Here is a 23,415-nt window from a genome sequence, read left to right on the forward strand (position 1 = left end):
GAGTTACACCTTTCCTGTGTTATCTACTACTTTGGCGCAGTCGGGGGCGGCTGTGGGTGCTTGTTGCTGGGCGATAAGCTCATCCTTGGCCTGCCAAATATCGTTGAGTTGTTGTTGGAACTCGACCCGAAACGCCTTGTCTTGCTGATAATCACCGATCAGCTGCGGCGCTATGTCACGCACATTGACCAGTAAGTCTATCTGGGTCAGGCGTCCGAGCATAAAATCACGACAGATATGGGTTCCCTGAGATTGATAGCATAGTGTGGCATCGAGCAAACCGTCAAACCTTTCCCCTAAAACCTGTAACGCAAAGGCGATGCCGCCAGCCTTGGGCTTGAGCAAATAGGCAAACGGGCTGAGTTGGCGCTGCTGTTTACCCGGAGTAAAGCGCGAACCCTCAACAAAGTTAACTATGCAGGATGGGTATTGCTTAAAGTTATTGCAACTGCGTTTGGTACGCTCCACATCCATGCCCTTTAACTTTGGATTCTTGGCAATTTGTTCCTTGCTGGCGCGCTTCATAAAGGGCATACCCATGGCCCAGGCACCGCTGCCGATAAAGGGCACGTATTTTAGTTCATCCTTAAGGAAAAACTTCGGCGCCGGCAGCTCGGTAACGGCGCTTAGCACCACGATATCAAGCCAGCTCAGGTGATTGGCAATCAACAGATACCAGGCATTGGGGTCGACCTTACCGTCAAAGCGCACATTAAAGCGCTCGCAACCTAGCTGTAACGCCAAGCGATTGCCAAGGCGCCAGCCACTGTAGGCCCAATGCAACACCACAGTGGTGGCATAAAACGGCAGGATAAGTTTTACCAGCCCAAGGATAAAAACGATCACTCCCCACACCAGGGTATTTACCAGCAATAAGCAGGTCGCCAGGCTTCCCACCAGCCATTTGGGCAATAATCGTTTCAGCATAATTAGTTCCTATTCTGCTGCGTTAGCTGCTTCAGGGTCGAGTCTTTTTCTTGCCAAAGAGCATTGAGATGCTGCTGAAACTCTACGCGAAATGCATTGTCGTTGCTATAGTCGCCGATCAGCTGCGAGTCCAGTGGACGCACTTCCACATGCACCACAACCTCTTTCACCCTACCGCCAGCAAAGTCCATAAAAGTAGGAATACCGCCCGGGTAATGAATGGTGACATTCACTATTTTACTGATCTGCTCGCCCATGGCCTGCAACACAAAGGCGATCCCGCCGGCTTTAGGCTTAAGTAAATGGTTAAAGGGGCTGTTTTGACGCTGATGCTTGGCGTCTGTATAGCGGGTACCCTCAACAAAGTTGACTATGGACACCGGCATTTCCTTAAACTTTTCACAGGCCTTGCGCGTGGTTTCTATGTCTTTACCGCGCAGTTTAGGGTTTTTCTTCAACTGCGACTTGCTGGTTCGCTTCATAAAAGGAAAATCCAGCGCCCACCAGGCCAGGCCTAAAAACGGCACATACAACAGTTCTTTTTTCAAAAAGAAGTTCAAAAACGGGATGCGGCCGCGAAAGATGCGCTGCATCACCAGAATATCGACCCAACTTTGGTGATTAGCCACCAGCAGGTACCAATCTTTTTTGCGTAGTTGCTCAAGCCCGATCACTTTAAGTTTATAAGGAGTAATCAGTTTTTGATTTAAGGAGTTACCCGCAACCCAACAACTGGCCATGGTTTTTGCTAAGGCGCTCATGGCTTTTTGCCAGGGCCTAATGGGGATAAGCTTAAAAACACCACACAGGACTATGGGGAGAAACCAAAATAAGGTGTTCAGGGTATATAAGCCAATACTCACAATTTGCCGAAATAAAGCAACCACTGCACGCACAACAACTTTCCTATTTGGGTATAAAAAACAAGCGCTAATGATAGCGCTTTTTTGTCTTTAACGGAAAAGGGTTCTGTTGCCGACTGGCAACAAACCCAGGCTAGTCTTCAAAGTAGGTATAGCCGCTTAATCCGTGATTTAGCTCATCCAGATAACTCTGCTTCAGCGCCGCATCGATAGCCATTGCGCTGACTCTTTGCTGATAACGCGCCGCCAAGGCTTCACTATCGTAATGAACAAATTTTAATACGTCCTGAACACTGTCGCCCTTGATTTCATTGGTCAGGCGGTACTCTTCACCGTGCATTTCCACATGCACAGAGTCGGTGTCACCAAACAGGTTATGCAGGTCACCGAGGATCTCCTGATAGGCACCAACCATAAACATGGCAATATGATATTGCTGACCAAACTCATAGCGTGGAATGGGCAGACTGGCTTCGATACCGGCACCATCTACATACTCGCGAATTTGTCCGTCTGAATCACAGGTAATATCCTGAATGATCACGCGCTGATCCAACGGCTTATCTAGATGTTCGATGGGCAATACCGGGAATAACTGACCAATACCCCACACATCCGGTAGCGACTGAAATAATGAGAAGTTTACAAACAGCTTATCCGCCAGCTTTTCGTTCAGCTCGTCAATCACTTCGCGATGGGCACGAGCCGACTCGCTCAAACAAGCACGCACCTTGTGCAGGGTACGGAAATAAAGTTGCTCAACCAGGGCCCACTGCTCAATACCCAGCATGCCATGCACATATTGAGCATGAGCCTCGCTGAACAGATGCATGGCATCGTGATAGCTTTCAATGGCCATTCGGGCGTTAACACCGGCGCAGGTTTGCTGCATTTCCAGCACCACCTTAGGCAGGTTTGCATCATCGGCTATCGCCACCTCGTTATTAGGTGCTTTTTCTACGTCCACCACATCGGTGATCAATACCGCATGGTGTGCGGTCAGCGCCCTGCCCGATTCGGTAATAATGGCCGGATGAGCCAGATCGTTGGCATCGCTCACCTCAGCAAAGGCGGCCACCACGTTTTTGGCATACTCTTCAACCGTGTAGTTCATTGAGCAGCTGCTGCGTGAGCCCGAACCTTCGTAGTCAACACCCAGGCCGCCGCCCACGTCCACGGTTTTCAGCGGCACGCCCATTTGGCACAACTGCGCATAGTGGCGGGCACATTCGGTTAGCGCTCGTTGGATATCGCGAATATTGGCGATTTGCGAACCTATATGGAAATGCACCAGCTCCATTAAATGCAGCTTATTGTGTTTCTTCAAGGTCTCAACGGCCTGCAGCACCTGAGAGGCGGTCAAACCAAATTTGCCGCGCTCACCACCGGTATTTTGCCACTTGCCCTTACCCACGGAATTAAGACGAATACGAATACCGATTGGCGCCTCAAGGGCCATGGCATCCATTTCGCGGATCAGCGCATCAAGCTCGGAAAGCTTTTCGATAACAATATTGACCTTGTGGCCGGTAGCCTGACCGATCAGCGCCAGACGCATAAACTCGCTGTCTTTGTAACCATTACAGACTATGGTGATGTCTTTTTCGGCCAAGCCGAGAATGGCCATCAGCTCAGGCTTAGAACCGGCTTCTAAGCCGACCTGACCACTGCTGTGCGCCAATAACTTGGATACCACAGAGCGCTGCTGGTTTACCTTGATCGGATAGACGCAGGTATAGTCACCCTGATAGCCCTTGGCGGTTTTGGCCTGACTGAAGGCAGAAATTAAACGCGATGCACGATGCTGCAAAATATCGGTAAAACGCACCAACACCGGCAAGGTCAGGCCTTGCTCTTTAAAACGCTCGACTAAGGCATTTAATGCCAAACCGGGTTTATTTTTATCGCCATCGGGATAAGCCACCAGCTCACCCTGAGCGTTAATATCAAAGTAGCCATCGCTCCAATGACTAACGTTATAAACGGATTGAGCGACCTGGTAACCCGCTGGGTGACCTGTCAGGGGACCCTTTTCCATAACTCTGCTCTCAATATTGACCCAAGAATTTGCCGCTAGTTTAATACCTCTTATTGCCACTAGCGAATAGAAAATCACATAAATGCAGCTAAAATGTGATTGAGCATTGCCCTGCACACTGGCAAAATTGCGTTTCTCATTTATTGGTGATTATGTAACACATGACAAGTTTAGATAAAAACCACTGGTTTACCGAAATCAGTGACCGTGATGGCAGTGCTTTCTCACTGCGTATCAACAAATTACTTGAAGAAAAACAGTCTCCCTTTCAGCATGTTGCCATGTATGAAACCACCGACTTTGGCAACCTGATGATCATTGACGGCTGCACCATGGTGAGTACCCGCGAGAATTTCTTTTACCATGAAATGATCGCCCACCCTGCGCTGTTCAGCCACCCGAATCCGAAAAACGTGGTGATCATCGGCGGCGGCGACTGCGGCACCCTGCGTGAAGTGCTTAAGCACGACAGCGTAGAGTCGGTCACGCAAATCGATATAGATCAAGTAGTTACCGAGATGTCGCTGAAGTATTTCCCTGAGCTGTGCACTTCAAACCAGGACCCACGCGCAACCTTGTTATTTGATGACGGCATCAAATACATGCGCGAAGCCGCGCCTGAGTCTATCGACGTAGTGATTGTTGACGGCACAGATCCGGTTGGCCCGGGTGAAGGCCTGTTCAACCACGCCTTCTACCAAAGCTGCTTGCAAGCCCTGCGCCCTGGCGGCGTGCTGGTACAGCAAAGCGAAAGCCCGCTAATGCATATGCCATTACTATTGGAAATGCGCGGTGCGATGAAGGAAGTGGGCTTTGGCGCCTTGCAAACCTTGCCATTCCCACAGCCTATTTACCCGTCGGGTTTATGGTCTGTGACTCTGGCTCGTAAAGGCATGGGTTTCGACGGCTTCCGCGCCTGTGATCCACAAGCACTACAAACCGAATACTACACCCCGGGTATCCACCAGGGCGCCTTAAGCGAGCCGCCATTTATGGCAAGAGCCTTCGCAGGCGAAACAAAATAAAAAAAGGCGAGTTCAACTCGCCTTTTTTACCTCTGCAGCTAGCCCCTCGCCTTTGAATACGTATGCAGTTTCTATGTGATCACCCTGGATTCACCTTACCCTAAGATTTCTCTTTAGGCGTTATGTATTACCAGGACAAGTCAATGCGAGTATTTATCCCTTTGCTTTTGGCATCGCCATTAGCGCTGGCAAAAACCGTGAGCGTCAGCTCTCCCGACGGCCAGATCCAAATTTCTTTAAGTGATGAAGGCGCCCCAAGTTACCAGGTGACGTTTGCCGGTAAGCCGGTGATTAACTCATCCAAGCTCGGCTTTTACTTTAAGGACGCGGCACCGCTACGCGATGGCCTGGTGATCACCGAGACGCAAACTCAAAGCGTCGACCAAAGCTGGCAACAGCCCTGGGGTGAGCAGCGCCTTATCCGTGACAATCACAACGAACTGGCGGTTACCTTCAGCGATGAAAGCGATGCCAGCCGCAACTACAGGGTGCGGGTGCGCGCCTTTAATGACGGTCTGGGCTTTCGTTATGAATTAGAAGGCAAAGAGCGCCCCGACTACCAGATCACCGATGAGCTCACCGAGTTTGCTCTGGCCGGACAAAACAACGAAGCGCTGTGGATCCCGGCCCGTGGCTGGAACCGTTACGAGTACGTCTATAAGCGCACCGACGCCAGCGAGGCAGCCCATGTTCATACGCCCTTTACCCTGAAAATGGGCAATGGCGTCCATATCAGTATTCACGAAGCCGCGCTGGTCGATTATGCCGGCATGACTTTGAACCAGCGTCGCCCGGGTATTTTTAAAGCCGATTTAACGCCCTGGTCCGACGGCATTGCGGTAAAAACCGAAAACGGTTTCACCACCCCCTGGCGTACCATTCAAATCGCCGATAAGGCCACAGGCTTACTTAACTCGCACCTGATCCTCAACCTCAATGAGCCGAATAAACTCGGCGATGTATCCTGGGTTAAGCCGGGTAAATACGTGGGTATCTGGTGGGGCATGCATATCAATGAAAACACCTGGGGCAGCGGTGAAAAACACGGCGCCACCACAGAAAACACCATTGAATACCTGGACTTTGCCGCCAAATATGGCTTCGATGGCGTGCTCGTTGAAGGCTGGAACCAAGGCTGGGACGGCGACTGGTTCTTTAATGGCGATGTCTTTAGCTTTACCAAAAGCTATGATGATTTCGACCTAGCCGCCATTGCCAAACACGGTGAAAAGGTGGGTGCGAAACTGATCGGTCACCATGAAACCTCGGGCAATGTCAGCAACTATCGCAACCAGATGGAAGACGCCTTTAAGCTCTACCAACAACATGGCGTAAGCCAGATCAAAACCGGCTATGTTGCCGATGGCGGCAATATTAAGCGCATCGATGAGCAGGGTATCGCCCGCTACGAGTGGCACGACGGCCAGTTTATGGCTAACGAATACCTCTACAATCTTGAAATGGCGGCCAAGTATCAGCTTAGCATCAATACCCATGAGCCGATCAAAGATACCGGCCTGCGCCGCACCTACCCGAACTGGATCACCCGTGAAGGCTCGCGTGGTCAGGAATTTAATGCCTGGGGCACACCGCCGAATCCACCGGCACATACGCCCATGCTGGCCTACACCCGCATGCTGGCGGGGCCGATGGACTTCACTCCAGGGATATTCGATATGGGCTTTAACGGCCTAGGCGCGGATACCAACCGCCCGCAAACCACCTTGGCGAAACAGCTGGCGCTCTATGTGGTGCTCTACAGCCCGGTGCAAATGGCGGCGGATTTACCCCGTAACTACCTGGCCAAGCCGGATGCCTTCCAGTTTATCCAGGATGTGCCCACCGATTGGGAGCTAAGCCAGGCCATTGCCGGTGAAATGGGTGAGTATGTGGTTTTTGCCCGTAAGGAACGCAAGCGCGATCACTACAGTGGTAACGACTGGTATCTGGGCGCCATTACCGATGGTGAAGCCCGCAAGGTCGATATCAAGCTCGACTTTTTAGAGCCGGGTAAACGCTTTGAGGCGCAGATTTATGCCGATGGCGAGGATGCCGAATGGGTGAATAACCCCTACAGCATGACCATCAGCAAGCAGGTGGTCACCAGCAAGGACCAGCTTACGCTTAAGCTGGCGCCCAGCGGCGGTACCGCCATTCGCTTTAAGGCCCTGGACTAACAACGAACGAAAAAGCCACCTACTCGGTGGCTTTTTTATGGCTGCGCTCAAGCAATAAATACTCGGTGCGTTTAATCTCGCGAATAATGGAGTTGCGGTTCATTTCCATAAAGATCCATAGCTTCACCGCAATCTGCACCATAAGGCCGACGATAAACCACACCGCCCAAAAAATCTGGGCACCGACCTCAGTGGCGATGTAAAAGCGATAGCCGCAATAAATAAAGGCAGCCGTGGCAATCAAGGCCAACAGAGTTGAAAACCATACCCAGAAGCGCATGGAGCCCTGATAGGTTTGCCCCAAGCGGGCAAATAAGCCCTCATCCCGACTTAAAATACCGTCTAATTGCTGGCGCTCCTGCGCCAGCTCCGACTTAATTTGCTGCTCTAGATTCATGCTCGCTTCCTCTTTCATCTTGGGCCCACTGGCTTAATTTCTGCCTAGCACTGTGTAAGCGCGATTTAATTGTGCCTGGTGGCGTATCGAGTACCTTGGCGATATCCGCTATGGGCAACTCTTCTAAATAAAACAAATACACACTATGGCGCTCCACGTCTGGCAATTGGGCTATCAGGGCGAGTAAGTCTAAATGCCGCTCTACCTTGGCCGTATCCCCGCATTGTTGCTGCGGTGGCTCGGCCACCAGCCGTTCTTTTTGCCGACGTCGCGTTAGGTCGATAAAGCGCCGATATACGGCGCGAAACAACCAGGCTTTAAAGGCACTGGGCTCAAGCAAAACGCGAATATCTTTGGCCACCTTGCTCCATACCTCCTGAGTGAGATCCGCCGCATCCTGCTCACACTGGCAGAGCTTAAAGGCAAAGCGGTAACTGCCCTGATAGTGGCCCTCACACAAGGCCGAGAAGGCGCTCGCGTCCCCTTTTTGTGCGGCCAGAACCAATAACGCCGTGGTGGTTTCTGTCATAGTGAAAATCAAATCTTTATTACAAGACGCAGTAGCAAGCAAAAAGGTTGGCAACCAAGGTAATTAATTTATGGTCGCCGTCAAAGTATAGCTGCTAGATAGCTGCTAGTATGGTGCAAAATTGAAGCAAATTAATTGATTTTAGGTGTGTTTATGCGGTTATTCTCACTGCTGTTATTACTCTTTTGCGGACTTACCTATGGCCAACAAGGCGCGTATTCCATCCCCCGCAGCCAGGTCATCGAATTAACGGATCACCATAGCCAGCATACCTACCCCCTGTATATTAAGCTGCCAGCTTCCTATGCTAAAAACCCAAGTAGACACTACCCGGTTATTTACCTCACCGACGGCCATTACAGTTTTCAACTGGTCTCTGGGGCCACTCGCTTCCCGATGAATTCAGGGGCCATGCCCGAGGCCATTTTAGTTGCCATTGGTTACGCTCAAGGCGACAAGGGCCAGAGCAGCCGCGTTCGTGATTACACCCCAACCAAAGAATCGAGCTGGAAGCTGGCCACTGGCGAAGCAGCGAAACATGCGCGCTTTATTCGCGAACAGGTATTTACCCATATACAAAAAAATTACCGCGCTCTGGCAACGCAGCGCACCTATATGGGGAATTCTTTAGGTGGACTGTTCGGCGCCTATTTACTGCTGCAAGAACCGGATATGTTCAGCAACTATATTCTGGGCAGCCCATCGGTGTGGTTTGATAACCAGTCTATTCTGGCTTTAGAGCTAAAGCCCAGTAAGGCAGCGCCCAAGGTCTATATAGGTGTGGGTAGTTTAGAAACCCCAGCGTATGGCGAGGGGCAGGATATGGTGGCCGGCGCACAGGCCCTGTTTGATAAGCTGCGCAGCCTGCCGGCGAGTCACAGCCAAATCAAACTGAGGATCATGGAGGAGGCTCGTCATGCCACCGCTTTCCCAAGCACCTCAATCCAAGGGTTGGATTGGCTGCTCAGGGAAGGTGAGTAATACCAATTACGGCCACTTTACCTCGGCGGCAAGAACGCGTACCGGGGCAATATAGTGAATAATATCGCCGCCCTGAATGGCGTAATCAAGCGGTGGGTTGAGATCCATATCCAGGGCGCTGCGATTATGGGCAATGCCTAAAATGGTGGCGTCATACTGGCGCTTAAAGAGCTCAAAAATATCCGCATAGGTGAAGCGACTGACTTCGTTTGGGATCACCATGGAGAAATGCGTGTCACCATGGAGACTCGACATAATTTCCTGCTGCACTCGACTGGCACCTGGGTCTTCCATCGAGCGAACCAGCACCTCGGCGGTACGGTTAGAGCTGCATTCAACGTTGGCACAGTGCTCGCTCAGCATTTGCGCCTTACTTTCATCATCGAAATAAGCACAGATATGGGCGCTTTCCTTCACTAACTTGCTGATTTTCAGCGCCGTGGTGAAGCTTTGGTTATCGTCCGCCCCTTCCACTATGATGCGATCGGCGGTACTGATACCAACACGCTTGAGTTGCTCTTCATCGGTATAGCTGCTCAGTTTTACAAAGCTGACATTGGGCTCAGAAAAGAAAGGGTGCTCAATATCATCGGTCACCGCCAGCACTATGTCTCTGCGCACCCGTTTGTCATCGGCAAGAATGTAGCGCACCATTTTGCGAGTGCGCACTGGGTGCCAACCGAAAATAATGATGTGGTTAGCAAAATGCGTTACGTCTTTTTCACCTGTCATAGCACGCCTTATTATATGTGTAATGGTTTGTCCGGCCTTACCCAGCAGCATACCGAATAATGCCAAACCGAAAGGAATTTGCACCAGGGCCACCAGCAGGCGCCCCAGATCTGAGCCTGGGCTTAAATCGCCATACCCCACGGTTGAAGTGGTGACCACGTAATAATAAAAAAACGTGTTTGGCGCCAGCAGCGCCTGCTCACCGGCGGCCGCCAGCAGCAGCCAAGTTATCCCCATATGCGCTAAAATTGCGAGTACCACCGCCTGCCAACTGAGCTGGTCGATATGGCTGCGAATGGTGAGCAAAAGGCGCTTAATCAATATCGGCATAATTCGCCTTACCCCTAACTATTTGGGCGCCTTAGGCGCCCAATTTCTTGTAATATTTCAGCATTCTAGCTTTTCTTGGTCGCTAATGCCTCAGCAATATACTGGTCAATTTGCTGCTCTAGTACATTAAGTGGAATAGAACCATGACGCAAGACCTGATAGTGGAACTCGCGCACGTCAAAGTCATGACCCAGGGCTTTTTCCGCCTTGGCACGTAAGCGCTTAATGGTCAGCTCGCCAATTTTGTACGACAGTGCCTGAGCCGGCCAGGAGATATAGCGATCCGTTTCCGTTTTCACATTATGCAGTGATAATGCTGTGTTTTCGCTCATAAAATCCAGCGCCTGCTGGCGCGACCAACCGAACATATGCATGCCGGTATCCACCACTAAACGCGCCGCACGCCACATTTCATAGGTGAGGCGACCAAAGTCGCTATAAGGGTCTTGATAGAAGCCCGCTTCAATACCCAAGTATTCACTGTACAAACCCCAGCCTTCACCAAAGGCCGATAGATAGGCATTACGGCGATAGCTTGGCAGGTAATCCAGCTCGGCATTAAGGGAAATTTGCAGGTGATGACCCGGTACCGCTTCGTGCAAGGTCAGTGCTTCCAACACATACAAGGGGCGCTTATCCAGGGCATAGGTGTTGACCCAGTAGAAGCCAGCTTCGTCATCACGGCTGGAGCCCGAGTAGCGGCCCGTGGTGTATTTAGGGGCTATGTTGGCGGGAACCGGCGCAACACCATACGGCTTACGCGGCAACTCCTTAAACAATTTTGGCAACTGAGCGTCCATCTTTTTGGCGATATAAGACGCTTCCTTCAGCAACTCTTCCGGGGTGGTGGCGTAAAACTGCGGATCGGTACGCAAGAACTCAACAAAGTCGGCAAAACTGCCTTCAAAGCCAAGCTCTTCGATGATCGCCTGCATCTCACCACGGATGCGTTTTACTTCCTGCAAACCCAGTTCATGGATTTCCTTTGGCGTCATCTCGGTGGTGGTGTAATGCTTGGCGCGATTGGCATAAAAGGCCTCGCCGTTAGGCACATTAGAGATGCCTATGGTATCGCGGGCACCGGGGCGATAGGTGTTAACGAAAAAGTCATAGTAGTTTTGATACGCCGGCAACACCTGCTTGCCGATCACTTCCTTGGCCTGACTTTGTAGCAGGGCAAATTCATCATCGCTGATACCGGCGGTATTTTGCTTAAAAGGCCCATAAAACTCGGATTCGGTAACATCAGTCACCAAAAAGGCGCTGATGGACTCTTCATAACCGGCGAGTACCGCCTTAGGTTGAGTCAGACCGGTTTCCAGGCCCTTGTTCATCCAATAAATATTCTGCTCGAAGAAACGCGGCACCTGGCTTAAGCGCTTAAGGTAGGTTTCAAAACCAGCTTTTGAGCTGTAATCGCCACGGGCAACCATAAAGGACAGCGACGAGTGAAAGCCGTACTCTGAGGTCAGCGGCATATAATGGGTATTAAAGCGATACTCATCCAGCTGGTTCTGCACCTGAGCGCGGATAATCTGTAGATTGATCTTGTTCTCGCCGCTGAGTGCCTCGCTATCTATGGCATCAAGCTGGGCAAGCAAGGCCTGGCGTTGCTCGTACTGCGCCTTGAGGTACTCGGGGCTGAGGTTGGCCAGCAGATAACCGTCCACCTCTTGCCTGTAAGGATTCACACTTTCGCGATATTTGACGATTTGCTCGGCGACCTGGGTAAAGGTCTCATCCTGGTTCAGGGGCGCGGTTTTGCTGGGCGCCGCACAGGCACTAACGCCCAATACCAAGGCAGTGGCCAGGGCCAATGTTTTCAACTTAAAGGGAGACTGCATATTTCTGTTCTCGTTATTGCAATGCACTATGATGCCCTACTCTAGCCCAGCGGCTATGTGTGTCAAAGTCGATGCGACCAAATCTCCCTTCTTTTGTTCGCCTCGCTGTTTTGTGCCCTGCCGTTATAGGCATTAGGCAAAATCAGAGCGAGCGTAAAAATGGCTTAATCCTTGAGCTGTTACGGGCCCTCAAGTACACTATGGCCAAATTCCCTCTAGGCTTGAATTACCATGAAAGAAGCTGAGCAAAAAACCACGCATTTTGGTTATAAAACGGTCGCGGCAAACGAAAAAGCGGCTCATGTTGCCGATGTTTTCCACTCGGTCGCAGCTAAATACGATTTAATGAATGATTTGCTCTCTTTTGGCATTCATCGTCTATGGAAACGCGTAACCATAGCCAGCTCGGGCGCCCGCAAAGGCCAGACAATTCTTGACTTAGCCGGTGGTACCGGCGACCTGACCGCTAAATTCAGCCAGCTGGTTGGCGATACCGGCCGCGTGATCTTGGGCGATATCAATGATTCGATGCTCAAGGTAGGTCGTGACAAATTGCGCGACCGTGGCCTGGTTAGCAACATCGAATATGTACAGATGAACGCCGAAGAGCTGCCGTTTCCGGACAACAGCATAGACGTGATCACCATCGCCTTTGGTCTACGTAACGTGACCGACCAAAGCAAGGCTTTGGCTTCCATGTATCGCGTGCTTAAGCCAGGCGGTCGTCTGCTGGTGTTGGAATTCTCCAAGCCTGAGCATGAAGTACTGACTAAGCTTTATGATATCTATTCCTTCAATATTCTGCCTAAGGTGGGCCAGGTAGTGCTCAATGACAGCGAGTCTTACAAATACCTTGCCGAGTCTATTCGTATGCACCCGGATCAAGAAACATTAGAGGGCATGATGAAAGACGTGGGCTTTGAGCAGACCAGCTATCAGAATATGAGCGGCGGTATCGTTGCCCTGCATCGCGGCTTTAAGTTTTAAGGAGCGGCCATGCTCGGGCATTTTGCTATCGCCGCCGTAGAAACACTCGCCAACAGGCTAATCTCCCTCGACCCTCAGGTGCAGGCCCGCCTTGCCAAGGTACAGGGGCAGAGCCTGGTGGTGCATGTGCGCGACTGGCAGCAATTTATCAGCGTCGTCTACGCCAGCGAAGGCCTGATGCTGCAAGTGCATGATGCACAGCCCGAGTACAGTGATTGCTTTATCAGTGCCGATACCGACACCCTGATGAAGCTTAAAGAGCCATCGCGCCTGACCCAGCTTATCCGCCAACATAAACTCGATATCGACGGCGATATTCATCTTGCCCAGGCCTTTAGTCAGGCCTTTAGCGAGCTCGATATCGACTGGCCGGAACATTGGTCGCAATATATCGGCGATGCGCCAGCGCAGTTATTATGGCAAGCTGTCAGCCAAAGCAAAGCCCGGGCGTTAGAAGCACAAGGCAAGCTGGATCATATCCTGCTGACGCTGTTACAAGACGAGCTTAAAGTAAGCATTCACCCGCTGGAACTGACCCAATTCACGCGTCAGAATCGCCAATTAAAGAGCGATGTCCAACAGCTGGAACAGCGCCTAGATAAACTATTGGCGCAAATGCCAATGCAGCAAACAAGAGGTTAATTGTGGCCGTAGCGCGACTGTATTTCATCACCAAAACCTTATTGCAATACGGCATTGATGAGCTGCTGCCGCGCCATAAACTGCCCTGGTTTGCCAAACTGGCCAGAAGCAGCGCCTTTTGGTTGCGCAACCGCCATCGCGACAAACCCGCTGGCATGCGCCTACGCCTGGCCCTGCAAACCCTAGGGCCGGTGTGGATTAAATTTGGACAAATGCTGTCTACCCGCCGCGACCTCTTGCCTCCTGAGATCGCCAACGAACTGGCGCTGCTGCAAGACCAGGTGCCGCCGTTTAGCGGCGACCTGGCGCAGAAAATTATCGAACAGGCGTTAGAAATCGACGATATTAGCGCCGTTTTCAGCGAATTCGACACCACCCCATTAGCCTCTGCCTCCATCGCTCAGGTACATACCGCCAAGCTGGCCGATGGCAGCGGCGAGCATCAGGAAGTGGTGGTTAAGGTCATTCGCCCCGATATCAAAAAGCAGATCGATGCGGATCTGACCCTGATGCAACAATGCGCCAAGGTGGTGGCCAAACTACTGCGCGAGGGCCGTCGTTTACGCCCGGTTGAGGTGGTCAAAGAGTATAAGAAAACCCTGCTCGATGAGCTGGATTTAATGCGTGAAGGCGCCAATGCCATTGTGCTCAGACGCAACTTTGAAGGTTCTGAATCCCTCTACATTCCCTATGTGTACAGCGATTACAGCCGCAGCAATGTGCTGGTGATGGAGCGCATTTACGGTATTCCTGTCTCCGACACCGATGCCCTGCTAAAGCAAGGTACCAATATGAAGTTGCTGGCCGAGCGTGGCGTTGAGGTCTTCTTTACTCAGGTATTCCGCGACAGCTTCTTCCATGCCGATATGCACCCGGGCAATATTTTTGTCTCTCACGAGAACCCGCACAACCCGCAGTATATAGGCATAGACTGCGGCATTGTCGGCACCCTGAACAAGGACGATAAACGCTACCTGGCAGAGAACTTTATCGCCTTTTTCAACCGCGATTACCGCAAGGTGGCGGAGCTGCACGTGGACTCGGGCTGGGTGCCCGCCGATACCAGCATAGAAGAATTCGAATTTGCTATTCGCACCGTGTGTGAGCCCATTTTTAATAAGCCGCTGGCGGAGATCTCCTTCGGCCATGTGCTCGTTAACCTGTTCAATACGGCACGACGTTTTAATATGGAAGTGCAGCCGCAACTGGTGTTACTGCAAAAAACCTTGCTCTATGTTGAAGGCCTGGGTCGCCAGCTCTACCCGCAGTTGGACCTGTGGCAAACGGCGAAACCTTTCTTGGAAGATTGGGTCAAACAACAAGTAGGTCCTTGGGCCGTGGCCAAGCAAATGTATGCTAATTTGCCATTTTGGGCGGAAAAGATGCCCGAGATCCCGGATTTGCTCTATCACGCGCTGAAGCGCCAGCATCTGCAGCCGCCACCCCAGGCCAATAACCACAAACCCGTGCTGCTTACCTTAATTGGTTGCAGTGCCTTGATAGTCAGTAGTATTTTGGTCATCAACCACTGGTATACTGGGGCCGCACTTAGCGCCACCTTGGGAGCAGGCCTTTGTTGGCTGGGTTGGCGAAAGGGATAGGGTCTCCCCCGTAAAGATTTATACTATTAGCTCGACGTAGTACAAGGTATACTCGTCGAACAATTATCCGCATATTGGAGTACATAATATGGGCATTGGTAACGTCGGCTGGGTACAGCTACTTATCGTTTTAGCGATCATCGTATTGCTATTCGGCACCAAAAAACTACGTAACATCGGCAGCGATCTAGGCAGTGCGGTGAAAGGTTTTAAGAAGGCCGTAAAAGACGAAGATAAAACCGAAACGACCACTCAAGAAAAGATCAGCGAGCAAGATAACGCGACCAACCCGGCCGCCGATAAAACCGCTGCGCAAGATAAAGACAAGGTATAAGCGCCGATGGGCATGTGGGAATTGCTGGTTGTGGCCATAGTTGGCCTGATCGTATTGGGCCCCGAGCGTTTGCCGGTGGCCATACGTACCGTCAGCACCTGGATACGCAAAATCAAAACCATGGCTAATCATATTTCCGCCGAAGTCAGCGAAGAGCTGCGCGTGCATGAGCTACATCAGAACCTCAAAAAAGCCGAGCAGCAAAATATGAGCGATATTTCCCCGGAACTGCAAGAATCGGTGGCGCAATTACAGCGCGCCGCACAGTCGGTCACACGCAGCTATGAGAATACGGATAGCACGGCAACAAGCGTCCAGAATAAAGAGCAAGCGGGCATAACGTCCGAGCCTACCACAGACACCAGCAACGACCTGCAAAGCACAAAGAAAAATCATGACTGAACCCGCGCAATCCGGCTTTATTTCGCACTTACTTGAACTGCGTAACACCTTGTTGCGCTCTGTGATTGCGGTATTGGTGATCTTTATTGGCCTGGCTTATTTCGCCAATGATATTTACTCCTTCGTCGCCAACCCCTTGGTAGAAAATCTGCCTGAAAACAGCCAGATGATCGCCACAGATGTGACGGCCCCGCTGTTTACGCCCTTTAAATTGACCTTGTTTGTCGCGCTTTTTGCCGCCATTCCCTTTATTTTGCACCAAATCTGGTCCTTTATAGCGCCCGGCTTATACGCCCATGAAAAGCGTATGCTGATCCCCGTGCTGCTCTCAAGCATAGTGCTGTTTTACGGCGGTATCGCCTTTTGTTATTTTGTCGTGCTGCCGATTATCCTCAGCTTTTTCACCGGCATTGGCCCCGAGGTCATGACCCTGACGCCGGATATCAGCAGCTACTTAGGCTTTGTACTTAAGTTGTTTTTGGCCTTTGGCATCGCCTTTGAAATTCCCGTCGCCATCATGTTGTTATGCTGGAGCGGCGTCACCTCGACCACCAGCCTTAAAGAAAAGCGCCCTTATATAGTGGTCGGTGCCTTTGTACTGGCGATGTTTCTAACGCCACCGGATGTGCTATCACAAACCTTGCTTGCCTTGCCCATGCTGTTATTATTTGAGCTTGGCCTTATTTTGGCTGCATTTTACAGCGCGAAACCGTCATCGGAAGAATCACAGGAAGAAAAGCAATGAAAAAATACCTCGTGCCCGCCTCGCTAGCATTACTAGCCACCCTAAGCACCACGGCTCAGGCCGATGATGGTGTAAATATTCAGGCCTTAAAAGCGTGTAGCTTTATCGAAAACGATTTTCGTCGCCTTTTATGTTATGACAACATCATGGCCGGCAAACCAATCGACAGCATGCCTGCCAATGTGCCTGCTAACAAGGCTGGTAAGTCACAAGGCAAAGGCGCAGAGGCTTCTGCCGCGGCTGCAGGCAATGCCAATGCAAACGCCGCCAACAAGGGCAAAAAAGACAAGGGTGATTTTGGCTTAGAGCACAAACAGCGCAATGAAGAAAATGGTGATGAACTTGTAGCCAAGGTCAGCAGCATTAAAGAAGCGCCATACGGTGAGCTTATCATTACCCTGGACAACGGTCAGCGCTGGCGCCAGGTTGGCACTGAATCATTCCGTATCAGTAAAAACGATACCGTAGTGATCAGTCGCGCCATGTTCAATTCCTTCTTGTTGAAAAAACAAGGCAGCAATAAAAGTATCCGCGTAAAACGCACCGACTAATATGATCGACGCCGGCGTTAACCTCAGCAGCAGTCAATTTCGCCATGACTTTGATGCCGTTGTTGCCCGCGCTCGCGAGGCCGGCGTTCAATCCATGATGGTGATCGGCTGCGATGAAGCCGACAGCCGAGAAGCGCTGGCTCTGGCGCAGCAATTTAACCTTTATAGTTGCGCCGGCATTCACCCCCACAATGCCAAGGATGCCACGGACGATTTCGCCGCCAATCTCAGCGCCATGGCCCAGGCCAAGGAAGTGATTGCCATAGGCGAATGCGGCCTTGACTATAACCGTGACTTTTCACCCCGCCCCCAGCAAAGAAAAATATTTGCCAGTCAGTTAGCACTTGCTAACGAGCTCAATATGCCGGTGTATTTACACGAGCGTGATGCCCATAACGATATGCTTGCCATGCTACGTGAGTATCAACCCCGCGGGGTATTGCACTGCTTTACCGGCAACCGCCAGCAGGCACAAAATTATTTAGACCTGGGCCTGTATCTGGGCATTACCGGCTGGGTATGCGACGAGCGCCGCAGCGGCGAGCTTAACGATGCGCTCAATGTTATTCCCATGGATAAGCTGCTTGTGGAAACCGACGCCCCCTATTTGTTGCCGCGCACCATTAGCCCTAAGCCTAAATCACGCCGCTGCGAACCGGCTCATCTGCCCTATGTAGTTGCGCATCTAAGCGAACATTATCGGGTACCGGAAGAACAAATAAGCGCCCTCAGCATCGCCAACTTCAACACCCTGTTTGCCCTCGACCGCTAAAGACAAACGCGCCGATAACTATGCGCGACATCAACAAATTATCTCATTGCCAGAGCATCCCCTTGGATTAGCTGGTAAAATGGCCAACTATACTGCGCGGCATCGCCTTGCCGGCTTACACTCAATGTACAGGAGAGCACCATGCCTCAATCAGGACTCGATTTATTTCCTTACACCCGTATGCGCCGTTTGCGCAAAAACGACTTTTCACGCCGTTTGACCCAAGAGCATGAGCTTAGCGTCAATGATCTGATCTACCCCGTTTTTGTGTTGGAAGGAAAAAACCGTCGCGAAGCGGTAGAGTCGATGCCGGGCGTTGAGCGCCTGTCTATCGATCTTCTGGTTGAAGAAGCCAAAGAATTGGCAGCCCTTGGTGTGCCTGCCATTGCCTTGTTCCCGGTGACGCCTGGCGATAAAAAGTCGCTGCACGCGGAAGAAGCCTACAACCCGGAAGGTTTGGCTCAACGCACTGTACGCGCCCTTAAAGAAGCGGTACCTGAGCTTGGGGTGATCACAGATGTGGCATTAGACCCCTTCACGGTACATGGTCAGGACGGCATCATTGATGACAACGGCTATGTGATCAACGACGTGACCACGGAAATCCTAGTGAAGCAGGCGCTGTCTCATGCCGAGGCTGGTGCCGATGTGGTGGCCCCATCGGATATGATGGATGGCCGTATCGCCGCCATTCGTGAAGCCCTGGAAGAACATGGTTTTATCCATACGCAAATCATGGCCTACTCGGCCAAGTATGCGTCCAGCTACTATGGCCCGTTCCGCGATGCGGTGGGCTCTGCGGGTAACCTTAAGGGTGCGGATAAGAAAACCTATCAGATGAACCCGGCCAACTCGGACGAAGCCTTGCGTGAAGTGGCTTTGGACCTGCAAGAAGGCGCCGACATGGTGATGGTAAAGCCGGGCATGCCGTATCTGGATATTGTCCGTCGCGTAAAGGACGAATTTGCGGTACCTACCTTTGCCTATCAGGTAAGCGGCGAATACGCCATGCATATGGCCGCCATTAACAACGGCTGGTTAAACGAGCGTGACACCATAATGGAATCCCTGCTGGCCTTTAAACGTGCTGGTGCCGACGGCATTCTTACCTACTTCGCCAAACAAGCCGCTGTTTGGCTTAACGAGAAATAATTTCTTAGAGGACGGTAGCTTGGGTTATCGTCCTTTTATTAGGGTCTGTTTATCTTTGCTGTTTACTTTATGTTCAATCTAAACGCATTCTGATCACGACGCTCGTTATGATGCATAGTCATTCTATGTTCATAGCGAGTAACACAGAGCAGGATGCGTTTAGATGAACCCGTAGGGCAGCGCTTGTAGCGCATTTCTACTGTGTTGTTACATGTTCATGTAGAATAACTACACCACACATGTGCCGCCTTGTATAAATCCGCTACAAACTGCTGCAGAAACAAACAACAAAGGTCAACAGACCCTAAAATCATCACATTTAGGTTAAATTATTGACACCTAAGTGTAACCTCTCCCCCGTAAACTATGTACCCCTTTAAGGGTTAATCTAACTAGAAACACGGGATTCATACCATGAAAAACACCTTTACACCGATAGCACTGGCGGTTGCCAGCGCCTTTGTGTCGCTCTCGGCACAAGCGGATATTTTTATCTCCGAATACGTTGAAGGCAGCAGCAATAACAAGGCCATCGAGCTTTACAACCCGACCGACAGCGAAATCGATTTAAGCCAGTACCAGTTAGCCTTTTATTTTAACGGCAGCAGCAGCGCCGGCTTAACCCTACCGCTGACGGGCACCTTAGCGCCGCAAGGCGTGTATGTTGCCGCTCATAGTCTGGCGGCGGCAGAGATACTTGCAACCGCTTCTTTAACCAATGGCAGCGGCTGGTTTAATGGTGATGATGCCATAGTACTGAGCAAGCAAGGCGAGGTTATCGACAGCATGGGTCAGGTGGGTATGGACCCAGGCTCAAGCTGGGGTGCTGGCACAAGTACAACACAAAACAATACCCTGCGCCGCATCAATGGCACACCGGCACGCACGGATATCACCTCACCTTATGATCCAAGCGCTTATTTTAGCGGCGCCGGCAATGATAACTTTAGCGATCTCGGTCAGTATCTGGGCACTAACCCGCCGGTTGAGCCAGAGCCTGAACCAGAGCCGGATTTCAGCCTGACCTGTGCTGATACCGCCACGGCCATCCACAGCATTCAGGGTAATGGTGCGGTCAGCCCCATGGCCGGTGAGCAGGTGGTGGTTGAGGCAGTGGTCAGTGCCGACTTCCAAAACAGCAATGAGCTGAGTGGCTTCTTCTTATCTTCACTGCAAAGCGATAACGACCCAAGCACTTCGGAAGGTATCTTCGTATATCACAGGAATAATAACGTGAATGTCGGTGAGCGAGTGCGCCTAATCGCCACGGTAGCCGAATACTATGGCGCTACCCAGCTTAAAGATGTAACCGCCCTGGTCGATTGTGGCACCGCCGCGGTGAGCGCAACCCCATTGACCCTGCCGGTAGCGGATGTAAACGACCTGGAAGCCTATGAAGGCATGCTGGTGACTCTTGCCCAGCCCCTGTATGTGGTCGATAACTACAACTTGGCGCGCTACGGCGAAGTAGGCCTGGCCAGCGAGCGTTTGTATCAAGGCACTCAGGTTGCCCTGCCCGGCGCTGCCGCCAATGCGGTAGAAGCCGATAACCTGTTAAAGCAATTACTGCTTGATGATGGCTCAACCCGTCAAAACCCAGCTCACATAGCCTACCCGGCGCCAGGACTTGATGCCTATAACACGCTGCGCCTGGGCGACACGGTCAGCGACCTGACCGGGGTACTGGGATATGGTTTTGATCGTTACCGTCTGCACCCAAGCACGGCACCTCAGTTTGTTGCCGCCAATCCACGCACGGACGCACCTCAGCTTTTGGCCGAGGGCGATATCAAGGTAGCCAGCTTTAACGTCTTAAACTACTTCAATGGCGATGGTCAGCAAGGTGGCTTCCCCACCGCTCGCGGTGCCGACAGCCTGGAAGAATTTATTCGCCAGGAGCAGAAACTGGTCAGCGCCATCACCGCCATGAACGCGGATATTATCGGCCTGATGGAAATCGAAAACGATGGCTTTGGTGACTTCAGTGCCCTGAGCTCTTTGGTTAACGCCCTGAATGCGGCCAGCAGCGAGGGCGAATATGCCTTTGTCGATTTTGGTGTCGACCAAGTCGGTAGCGATGCCATCACCACGGCGCTGATTTATCGCAAGGACAAGGTAGAGGAAAATGGCCTTGCCGCCATTAACAACCAGGGTGCATTTGCCTATGGCAACCGCGCCGCCATAGCGCAAACATTTAAAGATATTGCCACCGATGAGGTGCTGACCGTTGCCGTTGCGCATCTTAAGTCAAAAGGCGGCTGTGGCAACGCTCAAGGTCTGGATGCAGATCAAAATGACGGCCAGGCCTGCTTTAACGCCACCCGAGTTGCCGGCGCCAATGAATTTGCCAGCTGGCTTGCTAATCACCCGACCGGTGTTGAAGACGAGGACATCATACTGGTAGGTGATATTAATGCCTACGCCATGGAAGAGCCGATGCAAGCCTTTGCTGACGCCGGTTTTGCTAACGTGCTACCGACTCTGGACGGTGATAACCTGAGCTACTCCTATAACTTCCAAGGCCGCATGGGTAGTCTGGATCATGCCCTCGCATCACCCAGTCTGATGGCCAAGGTGGTCGCAGCAACGGATTGGCATATCAATGCCGATGAACCGCGCGTGCTGGATTACAATCTGGAATTTAAAACACAAGAGCAACAAGCCAGCTGGTACGCTGACCATGCGTACCGCGCTTCGGATCACGACCCCGTGATTGTCGCTATTAAGGCAGAGCCAAAGCCAAGCGAAGAACTCAGCGGCGAATTCACCGCCATCAGCGGCTCGTTCCAACCGAAAAACTTCACCATAGAGTTACCTAGCGATTTCGATTACCTGGATATCGAACTGGTAGGCGGCTGGGGCGATGCGGATCTCTATGTCAGCAGGCAACGCCGCGGCACCGTTAAGCACGCCGATTGCGCCTCACGCAACAGCGGCTCAGAGGAGCTGTGCCAGTTCACTAACCCAAACGCGGGCAAGTGGAAGGTACGCGTTCAGGGCAGCCAGCCTTACGGTGAAGTAACCCTGCGTTACCGCGCTACTAAGTACTAATTGCACTAAAGCGCTTATGACTAAAAAGGGCAGATATCATCTCTGCCCTTTTTGTTGAGAATTATTAATGGAAATGCACGCCATGGTGCTTGTTGTAAGTTTAATAGCTGTCTGCTTTGAATTAACGCCGCATTCAGCGGCTCGTCCGCTGCAATACTTTGTTAAGCGCTGTCTGATTTAGATTTGGCATCGCGGGTTTCCGCACTTTTTCTAGGCCCCTCTGGAGTCATTGTGTAAAGAGCTTCTAGTTCTTTAGGTTCCGATATGCCTTTTTTTACAATGAAATTTAAAAGATCAAACATCTTTGAGGCTACATGATCAAAATCCTCATCCGACATTTCACCGGGATGAACGGCGTTATTACCAGCTATTCGGACAGTATCTGCCACTTTAACCACTAGTGGCGGCAGTATATTTTTCGACGCCAGATTCCTAATATCTTCATTAATGTTTTTTCCTTCTTCTCCAAGATGCTTGCATAGTTTTTGCAGCCCAAGTCTCAATAATGCAGCAGCACCACGCGGGGACTTTGAAAATATACTAGCCGCTTCCTGATAATCTTTTATTACATCTTCGGGCATATCACCCTCTGGAAGAGGAGCCGAACCAAAGTCCGGAAAGATCATCTCACCAGATGTTGGCTTAATGTAACCCTGAATATTCCGCTTTTCTTTCGCCAGCCAAAGACTAGACTTTCTACACCTCGAACAATCAGCTTCTAGGTAGTCAATATTTTGGCCTTTACGATTATTAGATAGCCACGACCAATCCATATGTGCGTATGTTCCGCAAAAGGGACAGTGAAAAGCATCTAACGTAATTTCGGGTGCTACATAGCTCATTGATTATCCTTGGTGTGATGCCGAGTAAAGCGCTTAACAGTGTATTAGTGCGAATTCCCGGTTAAGGAAGTTATCCACAACCTAGGTTTTTCACGCTAACTAAAATTTTATTTAATAATACCAAAAAGTTACCAGCCATTTTGATTGCAAACAATAACTGGTGTGCAATTTAAACCGAGCCATCACTTAATCGAGCCATCTAAGGCTCGTTATGTAATTTATTATGTGCCCTATTTTCATATAGTTATTGCTTTATCCTAGATAGTCGAGCCGTTTTATTACATAACATAACGAGATCAAAGATCACTGCCTTTGAATTCCAAACCGCACTCACAGGGATCGCCACTTCCCGTTTAGATTCGCGCTGGAGAAATCGGCTTTTGTTGTGGAGTGTGCTTGAAACAACGAGATAGGCTGAAAGCGGAAACAAGCGAGTGAACAGTTTCACTCGCGCCGCTTGAAGGTGACGAGCTCTGCGAGGAGGGGGACTGCG

At 51.1% G+C, this 23,415-nt stretch carries 21 protein-coding genes; 13 read left to right on the top strand and 8 right to left on the bottom strand.

The window, feature by feature from the left end:
* Positions 1-3: 3 nt before the first annotated feature.
* From C2M17_RS08190 to speA, 3 genes are all read right to left on the bottom strand, one after another.
* A complete protein-coding gene (locus C2M17_RS08190; protein WP_105200347.1) occupies positions 4-927 on the bottom strand; it encodes an acyltransferase in 924 nt (307 codons plus the stop codon).
* A 2-nt stretch (positions 928-929) separates the two neighbouring features.
* Complete coding sequence (locus C2M17_RS08195) at positions 930-1,823, bottom strand: acyltransferase (RefSeq protein WP_105200348.1); 894 nt, start codon at positions 1,821-1,823, stop codon at positions 930-932.
* A 100-nt stretch (positions 1,824-1,923) separates the two neighbouring features.
* Complete coding sequence (speA, locus tag C2M17_RS08200) at positions 1,924-3,828, bottom strand: biosynthetic arginine decarboxylase (RefSeq protein WP_105200349.1); 1,905 nt, start codon at positions 3,826-3,828, stop codon at positions 1,924-1,926.
* Between the two features lie 161 nt (positions 3,829-3,989).
* Between speA and speE the strand changes: the two genes are divergently transcribed.
* Together speE and C2M17_RS08210 are read left to right on the top strand one after the other, a co-directional pair.
* On the top strand, positions 3,990-4,853 hold the full coding sequence (gene speE / locus C2M17_RS08205) for a polyamine aminopropyltransferase (protein ID WP_105200350.1): 864 nt from the start codon (positions 3,990-3,992) through the stop codon (positions 4,851-4,853).
* 143 nt (positions 4,854-4,996) lie between these two features.
* Positions 4,997-7,030: a glycoside hydrolase family 97 protein gene (locus C2M17_RS08210; protein ID WP_105200386.1), complete on the top strand. Its 2,034-nt coding sequence runs from the start codon at positions 4,997-4,999 to the stop codon at positions 7,028-7,030.
* 19 nt (positions 7,031-7,049) lie between these two features.
* On the opposite strand, the gene C2M17_RS08215 is transcribed toward C2M17_RS08210, so the two are convergent.
* Together C2M17_RS08215 and C2M17_RS08220 are read right to left on the bottom strand one after the other, a co-directional pair.
* Positions 7,050-7,427 carry a DUF6768 family protein gene (locus C2M17_RS08215; protein WP_105200351.1) on the bottom strand — a complete coding sequence of 126 codons (378 nt, stop codon included), beginning with the start codon at positions 7,425-7,427 and terminating at the stop codon, positions 7,050-7,052.
* On the bottom strand, positions 7,405-7,956 hold the full coding sequence (locus C2M17_RS08220; protein WP_105200352.1) for an RNA polymerase sigma factor: 552 nt from the start codon (positions 7,954-7,956) through the stop codon (positions 7,405-7,407). Before C2M17_RS08220 ends, C2M17_RS08215 begins: the two co-directional genes overlap by 23 nt.
* 153 nt (positions 7,957-8,109) lie before the next feature.
* Between C2M17_RS08220 and C2M17_RS08225 the strand changes: the two genes are divergently transcribed.
* Positions 8,110-8,937 carry an alpha/beta hydrolase gene (locus C2M17_RS08225; RefSeq protein ID WP_105200387.1) on the top strand — a complete coding sequence of 276 codons (828 nt, stop codon included), beginning with the start codon at positions 8,110-8,112 and terminating at the stop codon, positions 8,935-8,937.
* Positions 8,938-8,943: 6 nt separating this feature from the next.
* Here C2M17_RS08225 and C2M17_RS08230 read toward each other — a convergent pair whose 3' ends face one another.
* Complete coding sequence (locus C2M17_RS08230) at positions 8,944-9,999, bottom strand: potassium channel family protein (RefSeq protein WP_105200353.1); 1,056 nt, start codon at positions 9,997-9,999, stop codon at positions 8,944-8,946.
* Positions 10,000-10,064: 65 nt separating this feature from the next.
* A complete protein-coding gene (locus C2M17_RS08235; RefSeq protein ID WP_105200354.1) occupies positions 10,065-11,843 on the bottom strand; it encodes a DUF885 domain-containing protein in 1,779 nt (592 codons plus the stop codon).
* Between the two features lie 231 nt (positions 11,844-12,074).
* Between C2M17_RS08235 and ubiE the strand changes: the two genes are divergently transcribed.
* The 10 genes from ubiE to C2M17_RS08285 all read left to right on the top strand — a co-directional run bounded on the left by ubiE (position 12,075) and on the right by C2M17_RS08285 (position 22,080).
* Entirely contained in the window at positions 12,075-12,830 is a 756-nt protein-coding gene (ubiE, locus tag C2M17_RS08240; protein ID WP_105200355.1) for a bifunctional demethylmenaquinone methyltransferase/2-methoxy-6-polyprenyl-1,4-benzoquinol methylase UbiE, read from the top strand.
* A 9-nt stretch (positions 12,831-12,839) separates the two neighbouring features.
* A complete protein-coding gene (locus C2M17_RS08245) occupies positions 12,840-13,472 on the top strand; it encodes a ubiquinone biosynthesis accessory factor UbiJ (RefSeq protein ID WP_105200356.1) in 633 nt (210 codons plus the stop codon).
* 2 nt (positions 13,473-13,474) lie between these two features.
* The gene (gene ubiB, locus C2M17_RS08250; RefSeq protein ID WP_105200357.1) at positions 13,475-15,073 is read left to right on the top strand and encodes a ubiquinone biosynthesis regulatory protein kinase UbiB; all 1,599 of its coding nucleotides are present in this window, start codon (positions 13,475-13,477) and stop codon (positions 15,071-15,073) included.
* Between the two features lie 88 nt (positions 15,074-15,161).
* The gene (gene tatA / locus C2M17_RS08255) at positions 15,162-15,407 is read left to right on the top strand and encodes a Sec-independent protein translocase subunit TatA (protein ID WP_105200358.1); all 246 of its coding nucleotides are present in this window, start codon (positions 15,162-15,164) and stop codon (positions 15,405-15,407) included.
* 6 nt (positions 15,408-15,413) lie between these two features.
* A complete protein-coding gene (gene tatB, locus C2M17_RS08260; RefSeq protein WP_105200359.1) occupies positions 15,414-15,809 on the top strand; it encodes a Sec-independent protein translocase protein TatB in 396 nt (131 codons plus the stop codon).
* Positions 15,802-16,554, top strand: coding sequence for a twin-arginine translocase subunit TatC (gene tatC / locus C2M17_RS08265; RefSeq protein ID WP_105200360.1), 753 nt, complete (start codon positions 15,802-15,804; stop codon positions 16,552-16,554). The genes tatB and tatC overlap by 8 nt, the downstream gene beginning before the upstream one ends.
* Entirely contained in the window at positions 16,551-17,105 is a 555-nt protein-coding gene (locus tag C2M17_RS08270; RefSeq protein ID WP_105200361.1) for a hypothetical protein, read from the top strand. The genes tatC and C2M17_RS08270 overlap by 4 nt, the downstream gene beginning before the upstream one ends.
* Position 17,106: 1 nt before the next feature.
* Positions 17,107-17,877, top strand: a complete 771-nt coding sequence (locus tag C2M17_RS08275) for a TatD family hydrolase (RefSeq protein ID WP_105200362.1) — start codon at positions 17,107-17,109, stop codon at positions 17,875-17,877.
* A gap of 141 nt (positions 17,878-18,018) precedes the next feature.
* Positions 18,019-19,029 (top strand): porphobilinogen synthase, encoded by a 1,011-nt coding sequence (gene hemB, locus C2M17_RS08280; RefSeq protein ID WP_105200363.1) that lies wholly within the window; start codon positions 18,019-18,021, stop codon positions 19,027-19,029.
* 414 nt (positions 19,030-19,443) lie between these two features.
* The gene (locus C2M17_RS08285) at positions 19,444-22,080 is read left to right on the top strand and encodes an ExeM/NucH family extracellular endonuclease (protein ID WP_105200364.1); all 2,637 of its coding nucleotides are present in this window, start codon (positions 19,444-19,446) and stop codon (positions 22,078-22,080) included.
* 161 nt (positions 22,081-22,241) lie between these two features.
* On the opposite strand, the gene C2M17_RS08290 is transcribed toward C2M17_RS08285, so the two are convergent.
* Positions 22,242-22,922 (bottom strand): DUF4145 domain-containing protein, encoded by a 681-nt coding sequence (locus C2M17_RS08290; protein WP_199776010.1) that lies wholly within the window; start codon positions 22,920-22,922, stop codon positions 22,242-22,244.
* Positions 22,923-23,415 lie beyond the last annotated feature (493 nt).

Source organism: Pseudoalteromonas sp. T1lg10 (genome assembly GCF_002964545.1).
Lineage (GTDB): Bacteria > Pseudomonadota > Gammaproteobacteria > Enterobacterales > Alteromonadaceae > Pseudoalteromonas.